The organism is Streptomyces sp. TLI_053 (genome assembly GCF_900105395.1).
Lineage (GTDB): Bacteria > Actinomycetota > Actinomycetes > Streptomycetales > Streptomycetaceae > Kitasatospora.
The window spans coordinates 6,822,615-6,844,986 of record NZ_LT629775.1 but is presented as its reverse complement, the minus strand read 5'-3'; the positions used below and the strand labels follow the sequence as shown (position 1 = coordinate 6,844,986).

The following is a 22,372-nucleotide window of genomic DNA, read 5'->3' as shown; positions in this document are numbered from 1 at the left end:
CGCCCCGGACACATCCGCCCCCGGCGGGCCCCGCTCACCTGTTCGGTCCAGCAACGGGTCTTGCCCCCGCGCCCCGCCGGGTAGGCATGGAGGCATGACCCACGCCGCCGAGCCCGCGCAGTCCCGCCCGGCCGCCGCCCCCGCCGCCGTGCCGTCGGCCAGCTACCGCCTCCAGCTCCAGCCCGGCTTCACCCTGCACGACGCCACCGCCGCCGTCCCCTACCTGGCCGCCCTCGGCGTCTCCCACCTGCACCTCTCCCCGCTGCTGGCCGCCGTGCCCGGCTCCACCCACGGCTACGACACCGTCGACCACGGCCGGATATCCGAGCAGCTCGGCGGCGAGGAGGCGCTGCGGGCACTGGCCGCCGAGGCCCACCGGCACCACCTGCGGCTGATCGCCGACGTGGTGCCCAACCACATGGCGGTCCCCGTCCCCGAGCACCTCAACCGGCCGCTCTGGGAGGTGCTGCGGGACGGCCCCGACTCGCCGTACGCGGACTGGTTCGACATCGACTGGACCGCCCAGCCGGGACCGGTGGACGCCCCCGGACGCGGCCGGGTGCTGCTGCCGCTGCTCGGCGACCGGCTCGGCGCCGTCCTCGACCAGCTGGCCGTCGACGGCGACACGCTCCGCTACCACGACCACGTGCTGCCGCTGCGCCCCGGCACCGAGACGCTGCCGCTGCCCGAGCTGCTCGGCCGGCAGTGGTACCGCCCGGCATGGTGGCGGCTGGCCCGCACCGAGCTGAACTACCGGCGGTTCTTCACCGTGAACGAGCTGATCGCCGTCCGGGTCGAGCGCCCCGAGGTGTTCGAGGCCACCCACGGCGTGCTGCTGCGGCTGCACCGCGAGGGCGTGCTGGACGGCTTCCGGATCGACCACCCGGACGGGCTCGCCGACCCGCGCGGCTACCTGGAACGCCTGTCCGGGGCCACCGGCGGCGCGTACACGGTGGTGGAGAAGATCCTCACCGGCGAGGAACGGCTGCCCGCCGACTGGCCCTGCGCCGGTACCACCGGGTACGACGCGCTGCGCCGGATCGACGGGGTGCTCACCGACCACGCGGGTGCCTGCCGGCTGGCCGGGGCGTACGAGGCGTTCCTGACCGCCTCCCCCGACGGCCCCGACAGCCCGGACTCCGGCGTCCCGGACCCCGGCGAGCCGTGCGCCGACCCGCACCCGGCGCTGGCCGCCGCCCGGCGGGGACGGGCCGACATGACCGGGCCCGGCGGCGAGCTGTCCGCCGAGGTCGAGCGGCTGGTCCGGCTGGCCGTCCGGCTCGGCGCCGCCCACCCGGCGTTCGCCGACCACCCGCCGGAGCGGCTGCGCGCCGCCCTGGGCCGGCTGCTGACCGGCTACCCCGCGTACCGCCCCTACCTCCGCCCCGGGGAGCCGCTGCCGGAGGTCTCCGCCGAGCAGCTGCGCGCCGCCCGCGCGGCCGACGATGGGCCCACCGACGCCACCGACCGGTTCGTCGCGGAGCTCGCGGCGGGCGCGCTCGGACGCGGGCCCGAGCAGGACGAGTTCGCCGTCCGGTTCGGGCAGACCGCCGCCGCCGTGGCCGCCAAGGGCGTCGAGGACACCGCCTTCTACCGCTGGAACGCGCTGCTGAGCCTCAACGAGGTCGGCGGCGAGCCCGCCCGGCCCGGGGTCCGGCCGGAGGACTTCCACGCCTGGTGCCACTACGTCGAACGGCACTGGCCGCACACCATGACGGTGCTCTCCACCCACGACACCAAGCGCAGTGCCGACGCCCGGGCCCGGCTGGCCGTGCTGGCCGAGCAGCCGCGGGAGTGGGCCGCCGAGGCGGCGGCCTGGTCGACGGCGGCCGGTCGTGGCCCGGGCCACGACCCCGACAGCGACTGGCTGCTCTGGCAGACCCTGGTCGCCGGCTGGCCGCTCTCCCCGGAACGGCTGGTCGCCGCCGCGCTCAAGGCGGCCCGGGAGGCGAAGCTCCGCACCTCCTGGACCACCCAGGACGTCCGCTTCGAACGCGCCCTCGCCGAGCGCGCCCAAGGCGTCTTCGGCAACCCCGGGCTGCTGCCCCGGATCGAGGGGTACGTGGCCGGGCTCGCCCCGTACGCCCGCTCCAACACGCTCGCCGCCGCCCTGCTGCACCTCACCGTGCCCGGGGTGCCGGACCTCTACCAGGGCAGCGAGGAGCCGCTCTACACCCTGGTGGACCCGGACAACCGGCGCCCGGTCGACCTCGGGGCACTGGCCGTGCGGCTCACCGACTCGCCGACCGCGCGCACCGGCGACCTGGCCCGGGAGAAGCTGCACCTCACCACCACCGCCCTGCACCTGCGCCGCACCCGGGAGTTGGGCGGCTACCGCCCGCTCACCGCCGTCGGCCCGGCCGCCGCCCACCTGCTCGCCTTCGGGCGCGGTCCGGACGTGCTCACCGCCGTCACCCGGCTGCCGTACCGGCTCGCCCGGACCGGCGGCTGGCACGACACCGTGCTGCACCTGCCCGCGGGAAAGGGCTGGACGGACGAATTGACGGACCGTCACTTCCCCTCGGGCCCGGTCCCGGTGGGCGAACTGCTGGCCGGCGACCGGCCGGTGGCGCTGCTGACCAGGAGGGGCACGTCATGAGGCACCGGACCGGGAGGAACGCGTCATGAGGCAGCAGGCGGCCGGGAGGAACGCGTCATGAGGCAGCAGGCCGGGAGGGGCGACGTCATGAGGTACCGGGTCTGGGCCCCGAACGCCGCCGACCGGGTCGAGGTGGCGGTCGACGGCGCGCACCACCCGCTGGCCCGGGACACCGTCCGCGCCGGCTGGTGGCAGGGCGAGGCGCCCGCCGGGGACTACGCGTTCGTGCTGGACGGCGGGCGCCCGATGCCGGACCCGCGCTCGCCCCGGCAGCCGCACGGACCGGACGGCCCGAGCCGGGCCGTCGACCACGCCGCGTTCAACTGGTCGCACACCGGCTGGCGCGGCCGCCCGCTGCCCGGCGCCGTGCTGTACGAGCTGCACATCGGCACCTTCACGCCCGCCGGCACCTTCGACGCGGCCGCCGAACGGCTGGACCACCTGGTCGACCTGGGCGTCGACTTCGTCGAGCTGATGCCCGTCTGCCCGTTCCCCGGCAAGCACGGCTGGGGGTACGACGGCGTGTCGCTGTGGGCCGTGCACGAGCCCTACGGCGGCCCCGAGGGCCTCAAGCGCTTCGTCGACGCCGCCCACCGCAAGGGCCTCGGCGTGGTCCTCGACGTGGTGCACAACCACCTCGGCCCGGCCGGGAACTACCTCCCCGCCTTCGGCCCCTACTTCACCGACCGGCACCACACCCCGTGGGGCTCGGCGGTCAACCTGGACGCGCCCGGCTCCGACGAGGTGCGCGCCTATCTGATCGGCAGCGCGCTCGCATGGCTGCGCGACTACCGGATCGACGGCCTGCGGCTGGACGCCGTGCATGCCCTGGCCGACGACCGGGCGGTGCACTTCCTGGAGGAACTCGCCACCGAGGTCGACCGGTTGGCGGTGGCGACCAACCGCCCGCTGTTCCTGGTCGCCGAGTCCGACCTGAACGACCCGCGCACCACCACGCCCCGCGAGGCCGGCGGGCAGGGGCTCGCCGCCCAGTGGAGCGACGACTTCCACCACTCCCTGCACTGCGCCCTGACCGGCGAGTCCCAGGGCTACTACGGGGACTTCGCCGCCGCACCGCTCGCCGCCGTGGCCCGCACCCTCACCCGGGGGTACTTCCACGACGGCGGCTGGTCCTCGTTCCGCGGCCGCCACCACGGCCGCCCGTTCCCGCCCGCCCACGGCCACCGGCTGCTCGGCTACCTCCAGACGCACGACCAGGTGGGCAACCGGGCGCTCGGCGACCGGATCTCCACCAGCCTCTCCCCCGGCCGGCTCGCCTGCGGGGCCGCGCTGGTGCTCACCTCGCCGTTCACCCCGATGCTGTTCATGGGCGAGGAGTGGGGCGCGGCCACACCCTGGCAGTACTTCACCGACCACACCGACCCCAACCTCGCCGAGGCCGTCCGCCGGGGCCGGCGGCGGGAGTTCGCCGAGCACGGCTGGGCGGCGGACTCGGTGCCGGACCCGCAGGAGCCGGCCACCGTGCTGCGCTCGGTGCTGGACTGGACCGAGCCCCGGCGCGGGCCGCACCGGGCGCTGCTGGACTGGACCAGGACCCTGATCCGGCTGCGGCGGGAGCACCCGGAGATGACCGATCCCGATCTGTCCGCCGTCCGGGCCGAGTTCGACGAGGAGGCCGGCTGGCTGGTGGTGCACCGGGGGCCGTACCGGGTGGCGGTGAACCTGGGGCGGGCGGCGGCCGCGGTGCCGGCGGCCGGCGAGGTGGTGGCCGCGTTCGGGGGGCACCACCGCTCCGGGGACCGGCTGACCCTCGATCCGGACTCGGTCGCGGTGGTCCGCCGCTGACGGGCCCGCCCGGGGCTACTGCTTCAGGAAGCCGTCGATCCGCTCGCGCAGCCCGTGCGCGTCCAGCCCGTAGGCGGCCAGGTGCTCCGGGATCGACCCGTACTGCCGGTGCTCGGCCTGCGGCACCCCGAGGGCCAGCACCCGGTGCGGCCGGTCGGCGAGCGCCTCGTGCGCCGCGTTGGCGGAGGTGCCGGCCAGGTAGGGCTCGACCAGCACCACGTCCGCCCGCCGCCCGGTGGCCGCCCGCAGCGCGGCGCCGTCGAACGGCCGGACGGTGGCCGCGTACAGCACGGTGACGTCCAGGTTGGCGGTGGCGGCGAGCACGGCGTCCAGCATCGGGCCGACCGCGACCACAGTGCCCCGGCCTCCCTCGCGGACCACCGTGAACCGGCCCGGTTCGACCTTCACGGCCCGCTCGTTCTGGTGCGCGGACAGCCGGACGTACACCTTGCTGTCGCCGTCGGCCACCGCGTGGCGCAGCAGCCGTTCCGCCTCGTCCGGGTGGCCCGGCACGTGCACCGTCCAGTCGGGCAGGGTGTCCAGCAGGGCGACGTCCCCCGGCGACATGTGGGTGCGGCCGCCGGCCGGCCAGTCGTAGGAGCCGGCCGCGCTCACCAGCACCGCCCCGACGTCCTGGTGGTTGAGGTCCAGCTTGACCTGCTCGAACGGTCGCTCGACCAGGAAGCTGGCGAAGGTGTGGGCGATCGGCCGCATCCCGGTGAGCGCCAGTCCGGCGGCGGCGCCGATCAGCAGCTGCTCGCGGATGCCGACGTTGACCAGCCGGTCCGGGTGCCGCTCGGCGGCCTTCTGGAAGCCCGCGGCGCTGATGTCCGCGAGGACGAGGGCGAGCCGGGGGTCCTCGTCCAGCAGGCCGGAGGTGACGTCGATGAAGCGGTCGCGCATGGTGTCCATGGAGGTTCGGGCCCTTTCCGGCTCAGGAGTTCTTCGGCTCGACGCGGGCGACCACGACCCGCGGCCGGCCCGGGTGCGCGGCGGTGTACGCCGCGTGCAGGGCCTCGTGGTCGCGGCCGTCCACCGTCTCCGCCGACCAGCCCTCGGCGGCGAAGCGCGCCGCGATGCCGCCGCGCCAGCCGTGCGTGGCGGAGGAGTTGTCGATCACCAGGGCGTGCAGCCGGTCCAGGCCGTAGGCGCCGGCGAAGGCCACCGCCTCGTGGTTGGAGCCCTCGTCGAACTCCGCGTCGCCGAGCAGCACCCAGACCGCCGGGTCGTGCAGGCCCTGGGCGCGCAGACCGAGCGCGGTGCCCACCCCGATCGGCAGCCCGTGCCCCAGCGAGCCCGAGCTGATCTCCACCCCGGGGACGAGCAGCCGGTCCGGGTGGTGGCCGAGCGGCGAGTCGTACGCGCCGAAGCTCGGCAGCACCTCCGGGTCGAGGAAGCCCTTGGCCGCCAGCACCGCGTAGTACGCCATCGGACCGTGGCCCTTGGAGAGCAGGAACCGGTCCCGGTCCTGGGCCTGCGCCGTCTCCGGGGTGACCCGCAGCACCCGGTCGTACAGGACCCACAGGGCGTCCAGGGTGGAGGTCGCGGCCGGGCCGTGCTTCTCGTCGCCGGTCATCAGCGCCATCAGGCCCGGCAGGTCGGCGAAACCGGAGGTAGCGGTTCGGGTGCTGTTCGTCATGCCTCCGATGCTGCAACCTGAAGTCGGCTTCAAGTCAAGCGCTAGAGTGTCACCCATGATCGCCAACGGGCCGAGCCGCCACGACCTGCTCACCATCGGCCAGCTCTCCGAGCGGAGCGGCCTCGCCACCTCGGCGCTGCGCTACTACGAGCGACTGGGGCTGATCCACGCCACCCGCACCACCGGCAACCAGCGCCGCTACACCCGCGGCACCCTGCGCCGGATCGCCTTCGTCCGCGCCGCCCAGCGGGTCGGACTGTCCCTGGACGAGGCGAAGGTCGCCCTCGACCGCCTTCCCGAGCACCGCGCCCCCAGCGGCACCGAGTGGGACGGCGTCGCGCAGTCCTGGCAGAGCCGGATCGACGAGCAGATCACCGAACTGGAGCGGCTCAAGGCCAAGCTCACCGGCTGCATCGGCTGCGGGTGCCTCTCGCTCACCCGCTGCTCGCTCTACAACGCCGACGACCGCGCGGCCGCGGCCGGCCCCGGCGCCCGCTACCTGCTCACCCGCGACCCGGCCACCGGCCCCGAGCCCGCCCCGGCGGACGGGCCGGACAGCGTCTGACCCCGGACGGCGCCCCCTCGGCATTCTTTCGGCACTCCCCTCTCGGAAGGACACCGCCCTTGTCGGCCCTACGGAAGTACCACGGCCCGGTCTTCGGCGCCGGCACCCTCTGCATCCTGCTGAACGCCCTGGTCGGCACCGGCGGCGTGGGCGCCCTCTGGCTGACCGGGGTCGCGCTGCTGGCCGTCGGCGGAGTGCTGCGGTGGTCGCTGGTGCGGTGGCAGCGGCCACGCGGCGAGCGGGAGCCGGTCGCGGTCGCCGTGCCCGTCGAGGGACGCTGGTCCGCACTGAACGGCCCGGCCACCAAGGTCCCCAGCCACACCCACAGCCATGCCCAGACCTACGCCATCGACCTCGTCCTCGCGCCCGGCCCGGGCGAGCCGCAGGGTCCGCCGTTCCGGCCGCTCGCACCGCTCGGCCACCGGCCCGAGCGCTACCCGTCCTTCGGCCGGCCGGTGCTGGCTCCCGCCGACGGCACCGTGGTGGCCGTCGAGACGCGGATGCGGGACCACTGGTCGCGGGCCTCGCTGCCCGCGTTCGGCTACCTCTACCTGGAGGGCTTCGTCCGCGGCCTCGGCCGGCCGCGGCACCTCTGGGGCAACTTCGTCCTGCTCGACCTCGGCGACGGGGTGGTGGCCGGGTTCGCCCACCTGCGCCGGGGCTCACCGTGCGTCGCGGTCGGGGACCGGGTGCGGGCCGGGCAGCGGCTCGGCGACTGCGGCAACTCGGGCAACTCCTCCGAACCGCACCTGCACTTCCAGCTGATGGACGGGCCGGACCCGGAGCTGGCGCGCGGGGTGCCGTTCCGGTGGGACTACCGGGACGACGACGGGGCGGACCGCTCGGGAGTGCCCGAGGACGCCACCACGTTCACCGCGCGCCCGGCCCGCCCGGCGCGCCCGCTGGGAGGGCCGACCGGCGCGCTCTAGCGTGGGCGGATCACCGCAGGTAGCGAGGCTGGAGCCGCTGATGACCCGCCGTTCGTTCTGTTCGTTCCGTGCTTCCCGTGCTTCCCGGACCGCCCTCGCCGCCGTGATGTCGGCCTGGCTGCTGGTCGGAGCCGCCGGCTGTTCGAGCAGCAGCGGGGGCGGCTCCTCCTCACCGGCCGCGTCCTCGCCGGCCGCCTCCTCCGCTGCTTCCTCCTCCGCCTCCTCCGCGCCGGCCGGGGCGGCGGCCGTGACGATCAAGGACTTCACGTTCGGCCCCGCCACCCTCACCGTGGCCCCGGGCACGAGCATCACGGTCACCAACCAGGACTCCGCCGGTCACACCCTCACCGCGATCGCGCCCAACGCCGGCGCGTTCGACACCGGTCTGCTGGAGCAGGGCAGGTCGGCCACGATCACCGCCCCCACCACCCCCGGCTCGTACCCGTTCCACTGCGACGTCCACCCGAACATGACGGGCACCCTCGTCGTCCAGTGACCGTTCGTGTCGGACCCACCGCCTAGCCTCGGGAGAGCACTGCCCGCAGGAAAGGCCCGCCCATGATCGTCGACCGCATACGCGTCCATCCCCAGCTCGTCAGCACCGAGGAGCGGGAGGAATGGCCCTGGACGGTGCCGTGCGTCGGCGCGCTGCTCGGGGCCGGGGTGACGCTGCCCGCGCCTGTGACCTTCCTGGTCGGCGAGAACGGCAGCGGCAAGTCGACCCTGGTCGAGGCGGTGGCGGAGGCGTTCGGACTGGACTCCTACGGCGGTCGCGGCGGTTCGCGCTACGCCTCGCCGCGTGCGAAGAGCGTTCTCGGCGAGCGCCTCCACCTCGACTTCACGCCGCGCGGGCTCGCCATGGCCTCGGGCCCGCGCGCCAGGCGGCGCGGCTTCTTCCTCCGGGCCGAGACGGCGATGGGGATGATGGAGGAGAAGCAGGGCTGGCCCGGCTACTGGGAGGAAGAGACCGACCTGATGAGCCACGGCGAGGGATTCCTCACCGTGTTCGAGTCGATGTTCCGGGGGCCCGGCTTCTACGTGCTGGACGAGCCCGAGGCGGCGCTGTCGTTCACGTCGAGCCTGCGCCTCGTCGCCCTGCTCGCCGAGCTGGGCCGCAGCGGCGCCCAGGTGGTCTGCGCGACCCACTCCCCGATCCTGGCGTCCGTGCCGGGCGCGGCGGTCCTGGAGGTCGGCGAGCACGGGATCACGGAAACCGCGTGGAAGGACCTCGCGATCGTCGACCACTGGCGCCGCTACCTGGAACGCCCGGAGGCGTACCTGCGGCACCTGCTCTGAGCCGTACTGCCGGGCGGCCGAAGGCAGGTCGTGCCGCCGAAGGCCGGTCGTGCCGCCGAAGGCCGGTCGTGCCGCCGAGGAGCAGTCGCACCCCCGCTCAGGCGCGCAGGTCCGCCAGGTCCTCCGCGCCGAGCGCGAGACCGCCCGCCGCGAGGTTCTCCTCCAGGTGGTCGAGCGACCCGGTGCCCGGAATCGCCAGCACCGACGGCGATTCCGCCAGCAGTGCGGCGAGCGCCACCTGCGACGTGGTCCCGCCCACCCGGGCGGCGACCCGGCCGAGCCGTTCGCGGTCGAGCGGGACCAGGCCCCCGCCGAGCGGGAAGTACGGCACGTACGCGATTCCCGCCGCCTCGCAGGTGGCCAGCAGCCCCGCACCGTTCTCGAACGAGTTCTGCACCGCCGCCACGGGCGCGACCGCCCGCGCCTCGGCGAGCTGGGCGGCGTCGACGTTGCTCACGCCCAGGTGCCGGATCAGCCCCTGCTCACGGAGCTCGGCGAGCGCCGCGAACCGGTCCGCGATCGACTCGGTGTCCGGCCCGGTCAGCCCGCCCACCCGCAGGTAGACCAGGTCCAGCCGGTCCAGCCCGAGGGCCCGCAGGTCCGCCTCCACCAGACCGCGCAGCTCGCCCGGCCCCGCCTTCCCGGTCGGCACACCGTCCGGACCGGGCAGCGGGCCGACCTTGGTCGCGATCACCAGGTCGTCCCGGTACGGGGTCAGCGCCCTGCGGATCAGTTCGTTCGCGCGCACCGCTCCGCGGTTGTAGAAGCCGGCCGTGTCGATGTGGTTCACCCCGAGCTCGACGGCGCGCCGCAGCACCGCGATACCGGTCGCCGGATCCCGCGCCGGGCCCTCGAAGGTGCCGGCGGCGAGGCGCATCGCGCCGAAGCCGAGCCGGTGGACAGCGAGGTCGCCGCCGAGGAGGAATGTCGTGGTCGTCGTGGTCGTCATGCGCCCCATGCTGTCCGCCGCCGAGAACCCCGGCGAGACCGTGGCCAGTTGCTGCCAGACTGGACGGATGAGCAACGACCAGGTGTTCTCGGTCCACGGCGACGCCGAACTGATCGCGCGCGCAGGCCATCTCTTCGAGTCCGCACGGACCGAGTTCCTGTGCGCGGCCAGGGACCTCCGCACCTGGTCCCGGCCGGAGGCGCGGGCCGCGATCCGGACCCGGATGCGGGACGCCGCCGAGCCCGGCTTCACCACCCGCAAGCTCCTCAGCCCGGTCGCCCTCGCCGACGAGGAGGCCCGCGTCCACCTCCGGGTGGTGCAGGCCGCGGGCGCCCTCGTCCGGATCAGCGGCTCACCGCTGCCGCACGAGACCATCCTCATCGACCGCCGGGTGATGATCCTCGCGGGCCGGGAGAACCCGGCCGGCCGCGAGTACACCGTGACCACGTCGCAGGCCCTGATCGACGGCGTGCACGCGCTCTTCCAGGCCGCCTGGGACAGCGCCGTCGACCTCGACGTCTACCTGTCCGGCGACGTCCCGCACCTCGACGCGGACGGCCGCACCATCCTGCGTTCCCTCGCCTCCGGGCTCACCGACGAGGTGGCGGCGCGGCGGCTCGGCGTCTCACTGCGCACCTACCGGCGGCGGGTGGCCGAACTGATGGCCCGGCTCGAAGCCGACTCCCGCTTCCAGGCCGGCCTGCGCGCGGGGGAGTTGGGGCTGCGCCGGGCGTAGCCGTCGACGCGCGACCCGGTCGTGCCGCCGCCCCCGAGCCGGGGCGGCGGCACGGTCGGTCACGGCGTCACGGGGTGTAGCTGACCCAGCCCTGCTTGGGGGTGGTGTTCGGCGGGCAGTACACGCGGACGTTCTGGAAGGTGGTGTACGGGCCGGCGGTGCGGGTGGAGTTGTCGGTGCAGCTGATGTTCACCCACCACTTGGTGGTGCCGGTGGCCGAGCAGGAGATGTTGTAGTACCACTGGTTGCCGTCGGAGCCGAAGGTGCCGGTGCTGCAGTTGATGCTGTCGAGCCGGGTCGGCGAGCTGGTCTGCGCGCTCGCGGCCGGCGCCGTGACGACCGCGGCCGCGGCGACGCCGGCCAGCAGACAGCCGGCCAGGCTGATCCTCTTGGTGTTCCTGCGCACGATGGTTCCGTCCTCGTTGTCGGTGGTGACAGAACGTGCCGCTGAGACCCGCGGCCGGGATGTGCCTCGGTGAATATAGGGAGGGAGTGTGAAGTTCCGCATATGACAGGGGAATTGTCGTCAGGACGGCCCTGTGCTGCCGATTCGCCTCCGCAGACCGGGGCGCGCGGCGCGTCACGAGCCTGACGGGTCACCCGTTCCGTGGAAGCCGTGCACCAACCACCGTCCCAACGGCCGGAATCCGTCGTTCCTTCGTCGTCGGACTACGGCGCGATCTCCACCCAGACGATCTTCCCCACGCCCTCGCGGGGACAGCAACCCCATCTCTGCGCCAGCAACTTGACGAGCACCAGGCCGCGCCCGGACTCGTCCTCGCCGGACGCCGCCCGCAGCACCGGCCCCCGTTCGCCACGCGCGTCGTGCACCTCGATCCGAAGCCGCCACCGGTCGACGTCGATGACGAGGTGGATCCGGCGCCCCATCGGCGTGCCGTGCAGGACGGCGTTCGTCACGAGTTCGCTGACGAGCAACTGCCCGGCGTCGAAGAAACGTTCGCCACCGGGGGCGTCGGCGAGCAGGTTTTCGAGGAGCCGCCGCGCCTCCCCGGGCGAGCGCCGGCTGCGCGGCAGCCAGGTGGAGAGGGAGGAGGAGGGAGAGGGGGAGGAGTTGCAGGAGGACATGGCGGATTCACCTTCCGCGTGCAGGGAGTTGGGGCATGGGAATGCCCGGCGACCGGCCGCTTGATCACTCAGACGGTCCAGATCGTCACTTCGTGTAGTGTGCACCTCGCAGGCTGTTGCGTGCAAGCGCATCTCAGCTGCAATTGCAGCCTCTGCCATCATGGTTGAGGCTCGGCGAGGGGTGGCAGACTATGCAAGGACCCGAACAGGCAGGGAGTGTGACGAGTGAGCAGTCCGACCGTGCTGCGGCGTAGGCTCGGCGGCGAGCTTGGCAAGTTGCGCTCGTCACGCGACATGAGCGCCAAGGACGTGGCCGCCGCGCTCGGCTGGTCCGCCTCCAAGCTGAGCCGGATCGAGAGTGGCCTCGTGTCACTACAAGAGCGCGACGCGGCGAAGCTGTTGGCGCACTACGGGATTACTTCACCCGAAGAGGTGAAGCAGTTCCTGAAACTCACGAGGCAGAGCCGGCAACAGGGTTGGTGGCACGCCTACGGCGATGCGCTGCCCGATCGATTCCGCGCCTACGTCGGCTTCGAGACCGACGCCACGAAGATCGTGACGTTCCAGTGCGAGGCCGTGCCCGGCTTGCTCCAGACGGAGGGCTACGCCCGGCACATCATCCGCGCGATGACACCGACGGAGTCCACCGAAAGCGTCGAGCTGAAGCTCGCGCTTCGCATGGAGCGACAGCACATCCTCGACCGCACCAGCCCACCTCAGATCTGGGCAATCATCGGCGAGGCCGCCATTCGACGCCCCGTCGGCAGTGAACTCGTCATGGCAGAGCAGTTGAATCACATCGCGACCATGGCCGAGGAGCGCCCCAACATCACCGTGCAAGTGCTTCCGTTCTCGGCGGGCGCCCACACATCCATGGGGTCGTCCTTCTCGATCTTCGCGTTCAGTGACATCCCGAGCAGCGTGGTCTACTGCGAGACAATCAGCAGCAAGACCTACATCGAGCAGCAGTCCGAGATTGCCCGCCACGAGGACGTCTTCCATCGACTCATGGCGTCCTCGGCCCAACCTGAAAAGTCGATCTCCTGGTTGAGGCAGGTCGCAGAGGAGTACGGCAAATGAATCGTGTTTTCCGTAACGCCCGGTGGCGCAAGAGCACCTACAGCATCGCCGACGGCGACTGCGTCGAGGTCGGCGACGAGATTCCGGACATAGTTCCCGTCCGTGACAGCAAGGACCCCCACGGACCCGCCCTCACCTTCACCACCGCCGCCTGGCGATCCTTCATCACCGCCATCAACACCGGCGAACTCCCCACCCAGCCGTGAACACTCGGCGGCTCCTGCGGCCACCGCAGGAGCCGCCGACGCCACGACCTCCGGGAGGGAACCCATATGCACTCCATCGCAACCTGGTACAAGAGCAGTTACAGCGGCAGCGAAGGCGGGAACTGCATCGAAGTCGCCGACGGTTCCACCGGCACAGTTCCCGTCCGTGACAGCAAGGACCCTCACGGACCCACCCTCACCTTCACCACCGCCGCCTGGCGATCCTTCATCACCGCCATCAACACCGGCGAACTCCCCGCCCGGCCGTGAACACTCGGCGGCTCCTGCGACCACCGCAGGAGCCGCCGACACCACGACCTCCAGGAGGGACCCCGTCGTACCTGCCAACGCAGCCCGGCGACTTCCCGCCCACCCGCACTGACATCACCGGTCGCGCCGCCTCAGGAACAGTCCCAGCGGTGGTCGACCGGACGGTCCGGGCACGACCTGCACTCGAAGATGTAGACACCGCCCGCGTCGCCGAACATCACCTGGGCGGGACTGTGCGCGGCGCGGCCCCCGGTGGCGTCGCGGCGCTCCTCGCCGGTCTCGCTGTCGCGGTCCTCCAGTGGGAGCCAGGTGCGGTACGACATGCCGTCGTACTCCCAGCTCTTCACCGTCAGGAGATGGTCCGTCGTCCGCCCGCAGGTCGGGCAGTCCGGCCAGCCGGGTTCCTGGGTCCAGCTCGGGTATCCGCCGAGCTTGATCCCCGGGGCCTCGGCCAGGTGGTAGCTGTACCACAGGCCGGTGCGGGCCTTCAGTTCCTCCATCCGGACGCCCACCGCTTCGCTCACCTCCTCCGGCATGTCCCAGCTCGGATAGTCCGTCACCGGCTCGGGATGCAGGACGCACGGGGCCGGGATGCTGCCCTCGGGCGCCGTGGCGACGGTCGGCGGCGCGGCATCGAGGACCGGACCCACCGTGCCGGAACTCCGCCGGATCACCCGGGGCGTCGGCTCCGGGCAGGAGTCGACGATGAACGGGCACCAGAGCACCTGGAGCAGATCGGTCCCGGCGGGGAAGTCGAGCTGAGGGACGTCCCGGCGGTGGATCTGGACCACGGGCACCAGGGGCACCGGCCCCTGCGTCCCGGGCTGGCCCCACTCCCCGGGGTGATCCGTGCTCGGACAGATCGGCCACGGCTCGTCGGCGGGCCACAGCAGCGGCCCGCCGACCGAGCTCTCGGCCGGCGACGGGCTTCCGGCTCGGGGATGGAGGCGTATCGCTTCGCGGCGCAGCGGCGCCAGTTCGGGGAAGAGCTGCTCCACATCCACAGGGCGTTGCGGGGTCGTGCGGGCCATCGTCGTCTCCGGGGTGCGGTGTGCGGGGCGGTGGAGTCGCCACGGGTGGCTCGGCGGGAGCGGAGCCCGTTTCCGGGCACCGGTCAGCCCGATCACGTACCGACTCGGCCGGACGCCGAATCGACTCGGCGTCCGTGGCTCCGATTCGATCACGTCCCACCGACAACCCGAACGGAACCGGTACAGGCCCGGCCGCCCGGGTGCGCAGCCCCGCGCGGAATGCGGTGGTTCCCGTACCGGGCCCCGCCGCATTGCGCGCGAAAACGCCCTCCCCGGAGATTGAGGCGCCGGGGAGGGCGTTCTTCATTCCCTTACTGGACGGGCCTTCCGTTCACGAGGCCATTGCCCCGATCGGGAATCAGTTCCACTTCTGGTAGTTGCCGCCGTTGCCGCCGATGGCGTAGACGTCGCCGTTCACGTTGCTGTCCAGGTAACGGCCGGTGGCGACGTTCCGGTAGAAGGAGCCGTTGCCGCCCCAGCTCTTGACCCACTTCTGGTAGTTGCCGCCGTTGCAGCCCAGCGTGTAGACCTTGCCGTCGCCGTTGCTGTCGAGGCAGCGGCCGGTGGCCAGGTTCTTGAAGGTGTAGGTCTCGTTGCCCTCGTCGTTGGCCCACCAGACCTGGTAGGACCCGCCGTTGGCGCCCAGGGTGTAGACGTTGCCGTTGCCGTTGCTGTCCAGGACACGGCTGGTGGCGAGGTTGGTCAGGGTGACGTAGCCGGAAGCGGCGCTGGCCGGCCCGGTGGACAGGAACGTCAGGCCGCCGGCCAGGACGGCCGTCGAGGCAGCAAGGGCAGCGGTGCGCTTGACGAGCTTCATCGCATTTCCTCCCGATGTCGACCGGTCCGTCTGACCGGTCGACGTCGAACTTATCCGCAGAATCCCTTCCATGGACCTCCGGATCTCCGGACATGTCCAGCTTCGGCCACCTGGAACTGGGTGATCCGGATTTCTCGGGCAGGAACGGAACAATTCCCGCCGGTACATCCGCGGATATCACCGGACATTCCCGGGATCGGCGCTGGACAGACCCCACCGATACGGGGATGTCATGGCAAGGCCAACACAAAGCGGACAAGGCCCGCAGATCCGATCATTCGGCACCCGAAGTCTTCGACCACGAACATGGCCGGATCCGGCGACGCCGGGCGTGGCCGGTCGTTGTCGGACCCACCGCGTACCGTTCAACAGCCACTGCAAACCCGCACGTCACCAGGAGGCCACCCCGTGCCCACGGCCGCCGAGATGATCGCCCCGGACACCGTCGCCGCGCTCGCCCGCTGCCTCGCCCGCACCGGCCCGGGCGTCACCACCGACGCCCTCGACCGCTGCCGCGCGGCCCTGGACCCGCTCGGCTTCCGCGAGCGCGTCACCGCGATCCGCGACGCCGTGCTCGCCGACCTCCCGTCCGGCTACCCGGAGTTCGAGCAGGTCCTGTACGCGGCGCTGCGGGACGCGGAGTTCACCGGGTGGATGACCTTCCCCGTCGGCGAGGCCGTCGCCGTCCGCGGCCTGGACGCGTTCGAACCCGCGCTCGCACTGCTCGCCGCGCTCACCCCCCGGCACACCTCCGAGAGCGCCGTCCGACCGTTCCTCCGCGCCGACCAGGCCCGCGCGCTCGCCGCCATCACCTCGTGGACCGCCCACCCGGACCCGCACGTCCGGCGGCTCGCCAGCGAAGGCACCCGGCCGCGCCTGCCGTGGGCACCGCAACTGCCCGCCCTGATCGCCGATCCGACGCCCGCGCTGCCCCTGCTCGACGCGCTGTACCGGGACGAGTCCGAGTACGTGCGCCGCTCGGTCGCCAACCACCTCAACGACATCAGCCGCGACCACCCCGCCGTCGCCGTCGAGGCCGCCGGCCGCTGGCTCGCCGACCCGGCGCCGACCACGCCGCAGCTGGTCCGGCACGGACTGCGGACCCTGATCAAGGCGGGCCGCCCGGAGGCGCTCACCCTGTTCGGCCACCGCCCGGACGCCCCGGTGACCGTCGAGGGCCCGCACGTCCTGACCCCGGACCTCCGGCTCGGCGAGGAGCTGGTGTTCGAGTTCGCGGTGACCAACACCCATGACGAGAGCACCAGCGTGGTGATCGACTACGTCGTGCACCACGTCAAGGCCAACGGCGGCCGCACGCCCAAGGTCTTCAAGCTGACCACCCGCACCCTGGCCCCCGGCGAGACCCTGCGGGCGGTCCGGCGGCACGCCGTGAAGCCGATCAGCACCCGGCGCTACTACGCCGGTCTGCACCTGCTGGAGCTCCAGGTCAACGGCAGCCGCCACGGGGAGGGGTCGTTCACCCTGCACCTGTGACGGCCGCGTGGGCGGCCACGCCGCCGACGGTCAGTCGTGCCACCTCGGGCGGCCACAGTGCCGAACCCTCCAGCACGAGCCGGCGTGTCCGTCGTCCGGTACTCGCAGCCGAGCCGGCCCGCCAGCAGCCGACCGAGCGTCGGCTTCCCGGTGTTCGACATGCCCCCGATCAACACCACCCGCACACCGTCGTCCGTCATACGGCCGACCCTGTCCACCGGCCCCGGCCCGCGCCCGCGCGCGGGAAGTCGACCCCGCCGACTTCCGGCGCGCAGGCTGCCCGGAGTGCGCCGGGGACCGCAGACTGCCCACCACCGCGCTCACCGGCGCGCACCGCCCACCTGCGGCTTCGCGCTGCCCGGTCCTGACCGGTCTGCCGGGCCGGTCAGCCGTACGAAGCCGTGAACCGGTACCGCCCGGCGTCCGGTCGGGGACAGTGCGGGAAGGCGCCATGTGGAAGGAAGGACTCGTGAGCGTTGCAGTCTCCGAGCACAGTGGGCCGTGGACGGTCGCGGACGCACCCTCGGCGCGCACGACATCGCCGTGGCCATCGAGATCGCCTCGCCCTCCACCCGCGTTGCCGACAAGAAGACGAAGCCGTCCCTGTATGCCGCAGCCGGGATCCCGCACTACTGGCGCATCGAGCTCGAACCCGCGCCACGCCTCTGCCTCGGGCACCTCGAACGCGGTCTCTACGTCGACCGTCTCGTCCAGGTCGGCGCGACCGCCCGGCTCGACGACCCCTTCACCTTGAGCCTCGACCCCGCGCGGCTGCGCCGGTAGCCGCGGGCGGCCGCATCACACCGCCGTCGACTCCGTCGCCCCTGTGCCCGACCGGGCGGGCGGGCACAGGCCGCCGCCGGTCGAGCCGGGTGCCGACTCCCGCCGGTCGGCCGACGGGACCGGCCCCGCCACCGCACCGGAAGTCGGACCCGCCGACTTCCCGCGCGCGAGGCGTCCGGACAGGAGCGGCGCCACGGCCGCGCACCCGGCCACGGCGATCATCACGAGTCCCGCCCCGACCAGCACCGCGCGCGGCCCCAGCACGGCCGTCAGCGGACCGCCCAGGGTGGCGCCCGCCGGGGAGGCCGTCATCAGCACGGAGGACCGCAGGGCCAGCACGGAGGTCAGGGCGGGCGGCGGTGTGAGGTCCTGGAACAGGCGGAGCGACAGCGCGCCGTAGGGGCCGTACACCACGCCGGCCACGGCGAACCCGGCCACCGAGACCGCGGCCGGGCCGGGCGGCGCGAACGACAGCAGGGCGACACCGTGCGCGGCGACGATCCCCAGCAGCACCCGCCGGACGGCGCCGCCGCGCAGCATGCCGACGGCCAGCGCACCCAGCACCGCCCCGACCCCGAAGGCCGCCCAGTAGGCACCGAGCAGGCCCGGCCCGGCCGCCAGCTCCTGCCCGACGAACAGCGGCAGCGCGACCTCCACCGGGCCCCAGGCCAGATTGAACAGCCAGGTCAGGGCGAGCAGCGCGAGCAGTTGCGGCCTGGCCCGCAGCACCCGCAGTCCCTCGCCGCGCGGTACGGCGTCCTGCTCCGTCCGGTCACGCGCGGAGTCCGGGACGGGGACCGGGGCGGGGGCGGCGGACAGCCGTCCGGCACCGACCGCCAGCACCGCGAACGACAGCGCGTCCAGCCCGATCACCCAGGCCGGTGCGGCCACCGCCGTCAGCGTCCCCGCCAGCGCCGGTCCGGCGATCATCGCCACCCAGCCACTCGTACTGAGCAGCGCGTTGGCCGCCAGCCGGTGCCCGGCCGGGATCACCTCGGCCACCAGGGCGTACCGGGCGCTCGCGCCCCAGCCGTGCAGCAGCGAGGAGCCGGCCAGCAGGGCCAGCAGCAGCCAGGGCGCCAGCACCCCGGACGCCCACCCCACCGGGACCGCGCCGAGCAGCACCGCGCGCGTCCACGCGTCCGCCCGGATCAGCCGCCGGGCGGGCAGTCCGCGCAGCCACCGGCCGAGCAGCAGCGCACCGAGCGCGCCGGGCAGGACGTACGCGGCGACGGCAGCCCCGACGAACAGTCCGGCCTGCCCGGGCGGGGCCAGTTGCAGCGCGAGCCACGGCACGGCGACGGCGCTCATGCCGTCGCCGAGGTCGGACACCGCGAGCGCGGGGAGCAGCCGCCGGAACGGGCCGGGGGCGAACAGTGGACGGTAGGCCGGGGGAAGCCGCCGGACCAGTGGTGCGGATGAGATCATGCAGGCCAGGCAAGCGGTTCACGCGCGCTTGAAGTCAAGCGGAACCGGAGAGCGGGACCGGGCAGCGGAACCGGGGGCGGGGGCGCACGTGCAGGACGTCGGAATCGGGGAACTGGCCCGGCAGACCGGGCTGCGGCCCTCGGCGCTGCGGTACTACGAGAGCCTCGGCCTGCTGCCCGCCGCCCGGCGCGAGGGCGGCCGCCGGGTCTGGCCGGCGGCCGCGCTGCGCCGGGTCGCCCTGATCCGGATGTCCCAGCGGGCGGGCTTCACGCTGGCCGAGATCCGAGGGCTGCTGGACTCCTCCACCGCGCGCGGCACCACCCGCCAGTGGCGTGCCCTGGCCGAACGCAAGCTCCCCGAGCTCGACCTCGTGGTCCGCCAGACCCAGCGGCTCCGGGACGCCGTCGCGGCCTGCCTCGCCTGCGGCTGCATGAACTTCGCCGACTGCGAACTCCTCTCCGCCGGTGCGGCCGACGGCGACTGACCGGGCGGGCGGGGCGGCCGCCGGAACGTGATCGACATGTGATCCGGCGCCCCCGTCCGGCGGGCTCCGGCGGCGTGCCCGGACGCCCTTTCCCGGGCCTGCGGCACGGTGCGGCCGACCGACCGCCCCGGGGTCCGCAGGCCAGGGCGGCGGCCGTCCGGCCGGGGCCGCAGCAGGGCCCAACGGCCCTTTCGGCACCGGGAATCGGAGGTGAACGCACCTCCGCCGCCTCCTACGCTGGAAGCATCCCGCCCCCTCCGGAAGGCCCGCCCTTGAACCGCACCGTCCGCTCCGTCGACGACGTCCTCGACCTGCTCGACGGACTCTTCCGCCCCGAAGCCGACCGCTGGACCGACCGGGCCGCCGACTGGTGGGACGGCTTCTACGCCGACCGGGACTCCGGGCGGCCGTTCTTCGTCGACAAGCCGGACGAGAACCTCGTCGCACTGCTCGACGCCGGCCCGCTGCCGCCCGGTGCGCGGGTACTGGACCTCGGCTGCGGGGCCGGCCGCAACGCCGTGCACCTCGCCTCGCTCGGCTTCGAGGTGGACGCCGTCGACCTCTCCGCGACCGCCCTCGCCTGGGCGCGCGAGCGCGCGGAGGCGGCGGGCGTCGCCCCGCGCTTCCACCACGGCAACATCTTCGGCACCGAACTCCCCCTCCCCCACTACGACCTGGTGTACGACTCGGGCTGCCTGCACCACCTCCCGCCGCACCGCCGGATCAGCTACCTGGCCCTGCTGGAGCGCGTCCTCGCGCCGGGCGGGCACTTCGGGCTGACCTGCTTCGCGGCCGGCGCCATGGGTTCGGAGCTGCCGGACACCGCGCTGTACCGCAACGGCCGGCTGGACGGCGGACTGGCCTTCACCCCGGACGAACTCCGGTGGATCTTCGCCGGGTTCACCGAGCTGGAGATCCGCCCGATGGTCCCGCAGGGGCCCGCGTCGCCGCTCTTCGGCCTGCCCGTGCTGCTCACCGCCCTGTTCCGCAGGCCGCTCGCCGACTGAGGCATGCGGGCGCCCCGGCCGGGAAGGAAGGAGGTGGACAGGGCCGGGTCGCACCGCCGACCGGCCGGCCGGCAGCGAGAGGGGACGGGACGCGATGTCCGCCGACGAAACGCCGTGGGACGACGCCGTCGGGCGCGGACTGGGCTTCCTCCACCGGGCGTTGGGGCCCACCGGACTCCCCTCCGCCCGGCCCGGCGCCGACCCGGAGCTGCGCCGCCCGCTCAGCGGCGCCGAGGCGCGCCGGCACCTGCTCGTCACGCACGGGGAGGACCTCGGCTTCGACCCGGACGACGAGGGCTTCTCCGCGATGTGGGGGCTCGCGCTGCTGCGGCCGGGGTCCGAACGCGCCGAGGAGCGCGAGCTGGTCGCCGCGCTGGCGTCGCAGGTCGCGCGGTACCGCGAGCCCGCGGCGCAGCGCTACCGCATCTTCCCGCCCGGCCTCCCGTTCCCCGCCGACACCGACAGCACCGCCGTCGCGGCCGTCGGCCTGGCCCGGCACGGGCTGCTCGGGGCTGCCGAACTGGACGACCTTTCGCGGGAGTTGCTGGACACCCAGATAGGCCCGGACGACGGTCCGATACCGGCCTACTGGGAGGACAGCGACCGCAGTCCCGCGCGCGGACGGCGCTACGACGCCGTGTCCGCCGCCAACATCCTGTTCGCACTGCACCTTCCGGGCGCCGCCCACCGGCTGCCGCACCCGGCGGCCGAGGCGACCCTCCGGTACGTCGTCGAACACCTCAACGGCCCCCGCACCGGCACCCGTTACTACTCCGCCCCGGAAGCCTTCCTGCACGCCGCCGCCCGGGCCTCCACCGTGGTGCCCGAACTCGCCGGGCCGGTACGGCGGGCGGTGGGGCACGTGACCACCCAGACCGCCGAGACGCCGCTCCTGGTGGCACTGCTCGTGCTCGCCGGCGAGCACGCCGGCGAGAGCGCCGGCGAGAGCGCCGAACTGCCCGAGCTGCGCCGCCGGCTGGCCGGGACCCAACTCGCGGACGGCTCCTGGCCGGCCGCCGGCTACTTCCGCACCGGGCGGCTGCCGCTGTACTTCGGCTCGCCGCACCTCACCACCCTGTTCGCGGTCCGCGCGCTGCGCCCGGAGACCGCCGCCCGGCCGTGAGCACGGAGGAGGACGGGACCGGGACCACCGACGGGGCAGCCGGGACCGCCGACAGGGCCACCGGAACCACCGGGACCGCCGACAGGACGGCCCGGACCACCGACGGGACGCCCCGGACCGGAGGGAGCGCCGCGGTGGCGGCACTGCTGGCGCCCTTCCGGGACGTCCTGGCCGCCCCGGGCGCGCCCGCCCTGGCCGCAGCGCTGCTGACGGAGTCCCTCGCCCACTGCGGCTGCGACCGCGGCGCCTCCTGGCACGCCGGGGAGGCGGTGTTCACCACCGTGTTCGAACTGCACGCCTCCCCCGCCGACGCCGACCCCGCCGAGCATCTGACGGTCGGCCGGTACATCGCGCTGTTCTTCCTGGTGGAGGACGGCCCGCCGGAGGAGGCCCGGGCGCTGGCCGACCGCATCCGGGCCGGCACCGGGTACGGCGACGGAGAGGCCGCCCGGGCACTGCGCGTCCTGCTGGCGGACCTCCGCGGCCGCGGACTGCCGACCGGGCGGCTGACGGCGCTGGTCGCCGAGTTCTGCGCGGCCACCGCGGCGGAGGCCGCCGGGCCGCCACCGCCCGGGCGGGCGCCCGTCCCCCGCGCGGAGACGATCGGCGCGCGGCCGCACATCGAGTGCTGGCGACTGCTGCGGGCCCTGCCCCCGCCCGCTCCCGGCTCCTCCGGGCACGCGTTCGCCGAGGCGACCGTGGAGGCCGTGTACCTGGCCAACGACCTGCTGTCGGCAGCGGTCGAGGAGCGCGCCGGAGGGCGCGCCGCGGCCGGGAACACCGTGCTCGCCCGGGCCCGCGGCACCGGCGACCGCGCGGGCGCCGTCGAGTCCGCCGTCACCCGCTACAACACCCTGGTCGCGACGCTCGCCGCCGAACGGCACCGGCCGCTGCCCGCCCTGCTGGGCGAACTGGTGGACGGCAATCTCCGCGGACACCTCGCCCTCGCCGGCGTCCGCTACCCGGGCCTGCCCCTGGACGTCCTCGGCCGGCTGCGCACCGTCGCGGAGACGGGGCGGCCGTAGGCCGTGTCCTTCGGACCGC

At 73.9% G+C, this 22,372-nt stretch carries 24 protein-coding genes; 16 read left to right on the top strand and 8 right to left on the bottom strand.

Annotated features, from left to right (window positions below; all coding sequences use genetic code 11):
• Nucleotides 1–94 precede the first annotated feature (94 nt).
• Together BLU95_RS28495 and treZ are read left to right on the top strand one after the other, a co-directional pair.
• The gene (locus tag BLU95_RS28495; protein ID WP_093862484.1) at nt 95–2,599 is read left to right on the top strand and encodes an alpha-amylase family glycosyl hydrolase; all 2,505 of its coding nucleotides are present in this window, start codon (nt 95–97) and stop codon (nt 2,597–2,599) included.
• Nucleotides 2,600–2,686: 87 nt separating this feature from the next.
• Entirely contained in the window at nt 2,687–4,405 is a 1,719-nt protein-coding gene (gene treZ / locus BLU95_RS28490; protein ID WP_093865194.1) for a malto-oligosyltrehalose trehalohydrolase, read from the top strand.
• 15 nt (nt 4,406–4,420) lie between these two features.
• Here treZ and BLU95_RS28485 read toward each other — a convergent pair whose 3' ends face one another.
• Nucleotides 4,421–5,317 carry a transketolase family protein gene (locus BLU95_RS28485; protein WP_093862483.1) on the bottom strand — a complete coding sequence of 299 codons (897 nt, stop codon included), beginning with the start codon at nt 5,315–5,317 and terminating at the stop codon, nt 4,421–4,423.
• Nucleotides 5,318–5,339: 22 nt separating this feature from the next.
• Nucleotides 5,340–6,044 carry a thiamine pyrophosphate-binding protein gene (locus tag BLU95_RS28480; protein WP_093862482.1) on the bottom strand — a complete coding sequence of 235 codons (705 nt, stop codon included), beginning with the start codon at nt 6,042–6,044 and terminating at the stop codon, nt 5,340–5,342.
• A gap of 55 nt (nt 6,045–6,099) precedes the next feature.
• On the opposite strand from BLU95_RS28480, the gene soxR reads away from it, so the two are divergent.
• The 4 genes from soxR (at nt 6,100) to BLU95_RS28460 (ending at nt 8,834) form a co-directional block, all read left to right on the top strand.
• Nucleotides 6,100–6,609 carry a redox-sensitive transcriptional activator SoxR gene (gene soxR, locus BLU95_RS28475; protein ID WP_093862481.1) on the top strand — a complete coding sequence of 170 codons (510 nt, stop codon included), beginning with the start codon at nt 6,100–6,102 and terminating at the stop codon, nt 6,607–6,609.
• A gap of 59 nt (nt 6,610–6,668) precedes the next feature.
• Complete coding sequence (locus BLU95_RS28470; RefSeq protein WP_159425024.1) at nt 6,669–7,538, top strand: M23 family metallopeptidase; 870 nt, start codon at nt 6,669–6,671, stop codon at nt 7,536–7,538.
• A gap of 40 nt (nt 7,539–7,578) precedes the next feature.
• Complete coding sequence (locus tag BLU95_RS28465; protein ID WP_231977826.1) at nt 7,579–8,034, top strand: cupredoxin domain-containing protein; 456 nt, start codon at nt 7,579–7,581, stop codon at nt 8,032–8,034.
• A gap of 62 nt (nt 8,035–8,096) precedes the next feature.
• On the top strand, nt 8,097–8,834 hold the full coding sequence (locus BLU95_RS28460) for an AAA family ATPase (RefSeq protein ID WP_093862480.1): 738 nt from the start codon (nt 8,097–8,099) through the stop codon (nt 8,832–8,834).
• Nucleotides 8,835–8,931: 97 nt separating this feature from the next.
• Here BLU95_RS28460 and BLU95_RS28455 read toward each other — a convergent pair whose 3' ends face one another.
• Nucleotides 8,932–9,783 (bottom strand): oxidoreductase, encoded by an 852-nt coding sequence (locus BLU95_RS28455; RefSeq protein ID WP_093862479.1) that lies wholly within the window; start codon nt 9,781–9,783, stop codon nt 8,932–8,934.
• Between the two features lie 67 nt (nt 9,784–9,850).
• Between BLU95_RS28455 and BLU95_RS28450 the strand changes: the two genes are divergently transcribed.
• Entirely contained in the window at nt 9,851–10,519 is a 669-nt protein-coding gene (locus BLU95_RS28450; protein WP_093865191.1) for a helix-turn-helix domain-containing protein, read from the top strand.
• Between the two features lie 67 nt (nt 10,520–10,586).
• Here BLU95_RS28450 and BLU95_RS28445 read toward each other — a convergent pair whose 3' ends face one another.
• Together BLU95_RS28445 and BLU95_RS28440 are read right to left on the bottom strand one after the other, a co-directional pair.
• On the bottom strand, nt 10,587–10,925 hold the full coding sequence (locus tag BLU95_RS28445) for a hypothetical protein (protein ID WP_231977825.1): 339 nt from the start codon (nt 10,923–10,925) through the stop codon (nt 10,587–10,589).
• 263 nt (nt 10,926–11,188) lie between these two features.
• Nucleotides 11,189–11,605 carry an ATP-binding protein gene (locus BLU95_RS28440; RefSeq protein ID WP_093862478.1) on the bottom strand — a complete coding sequence of 139 codons (417 nt, stop codon included), beginning with the start codon at nt 11,603–11,605 and terminating at the stop codon, nt 11,189–11,191.
• Nucleotides 11,606–11,830: 225 nt separating this feature from the next.
• On the opposite strand from BLU95_RS28440, the gene BLU95_RS28435 reads away from it, so the two are divergent.
• From BLU95_RS28435 to BLU95_RS28425, 3 genes are all read left to right on the top strand, one after another.
• On the top strand, nt 11,831–12,685 hold the full coding sequence (locus BLU95_RS28435) for a helix-turn-helix domain-containing protein (protein WP_093862477.1): 855 nt from the start codon (nt 11,831–11,833) through the stop codon (nt 12,683–12,685).
• Entirely contained in the window at nt 12,682–12,891 is a 210-nt protein-coding gene (locus BLU95_RS28430; protein WP_093862476.1) for a DUF397 domain-containing protein, read from the top strand. The genes BLU95_RS28435 and BLU95_RS28430 overlap by 4 nt, the downstream gene beginning before the upstream one ends.
• A 66-nt stretch (nt 12,892–12,957) precedes the next feature.
• Nucleotides 12,958–13,161: a DUF397 domain-containing protein gene (locus BLU95_RS28425; protein WP_093862475.1), complete on the top strand. Its 204-nt coding sequence runs from the start codon at nt 12,958–12,960 to the stop codon at nt 13,159–13,161.
• A gap of 131 nt (nt 13,162–13,292) precedes the next feature.
• Here the strand turns inward: BLU95_RS28425 and BLU95_RS28420 are convergent, their stop codons facing one another.
• Both BLU95_RS28420 and BLU95_RS28415 read right to left on the bottom strand, forming a co-directional pair.
• Complete coding sequence (locus BLU95_RS28420; protein ID WP_093862474.1) at nt 13,293–14,192, bottom strand: YwqG family protein; 900 nt, start codon at nt 14,190–14,192, stop codon at nt 13,293–13,295.
• 358 nt (nt 14,193–14,550) lie between these two features.
• The gene (locus tag BLU95_RS28415) at nt 14,551–15,009 is read right to left on the bottom strand and encodes an RICIN domain-containing protein (RefSeq protein ID WP_093862473.1); all 459 of its coding nucleotides are present in this window, start codon (nt 15,007–15,009) and stop codon (nt 14,551–14,553) included.
• 408 nt (nt 15,010–15,417) lie between these two features.
• On the opposite strand from BLU95_RS28415, the gene BLU95_RS28410 reads away from it, so the two are divergent.
• Complete coding sequence (locus BLU95_RS28410) at nt 15,418–16,503, top strand: DNA alkylation repair protein (protein WP_093862472.1); 1,086 nt, start codon at nt 15,418–15,420, stop codon at nt 16,501–16,503.
• Between the two features lie 501 nt (nt 16,504–17,004).
• Entirely contained in the window at nt 17,005–17,286 is a 282-nt protein-coding gene (locus BLU95_RS28405; protein WP_159425023.1) for a Uma2 family endonuclease, read from the top strand.
• Between the two features lie 15 nt (nt 17,287–17,301).
• On the opposite strand, the gene BLU95_RS28400 is transcribed toward BLU95_RS28405, so the two are convergent.
• Entirely contained in the window at nt 17,302–18,714 is a 1,413-nt protein-coding gene (locus tag BLU95_RS28400; protein ID WP_093862470.1) for an MFS transporter, read from the bottom strand.
• Between the two features lie 88 nt (nt 18,715–18,802).
• Here BLU95_RS28400 and BLU95_RS28395 point away from each other — a divergent pair, with 88 nt between their 5' ends.
• The 4 genes from BLU95_RS28395 (at nt 18,803) to BLU95_RS28380 (ending at nt 22,353) form a co-directional block, all read left to right on the top strand.
• Nucleotides 18,803–19,198: a MerR family transcriptional regulator gene (locus BLU95_RS28395; RefSeq protein WP_093862469.1), complete on the top strand. Its 396-nt coding sequence runs from the start codon at nt 18,803–18,805 to the stop codon at nt 19,196–19,198.
• Between the two features lie 272 nt (nt 19,199–19,470).
• Nucleotides 19,471–20,205: a class I SAM-dependent methyltransferase gene (locus BLU95_RS28390; RefSeq protein ID WP_093862468.1), complete on the top strand. Its 735-nt coding sequence runs from the start codon at nt 19,471–19,473 to the stop codon at nt 20,203–20,205.
• A 94-nt stretch (nt 20,206–20,299) separates the two neighbouring features.
• Nucleotides 20,300–21,328 (top strand): hypothetical protein, encoded by a 1,029-nt coding sequence (locus BLU95_RS28385; RefSeq protein ID WP_093862467.1) that lies wholly within the window; start codon nt 20,300–20,302, stop codon nt 21,326–21,328.
• Nucleotides 21,325–22,353, top strand: coding sequence for a hypothetical protein (locus BLU95_RS28380; RefSeq protein ID WP_093862466.1), 1,029 nt, complete (start codon nt 21,325–21,327; stop codon nt 22,351–22,353). The genes BLU95_RS28385 and BLU95_RS28380 overlap by 4 nt, the downstream gene beginning before the upstream one ends.
• The last annotated feature ends 19 nt before the right edge of the window (nt 22,354–22,372 follow it).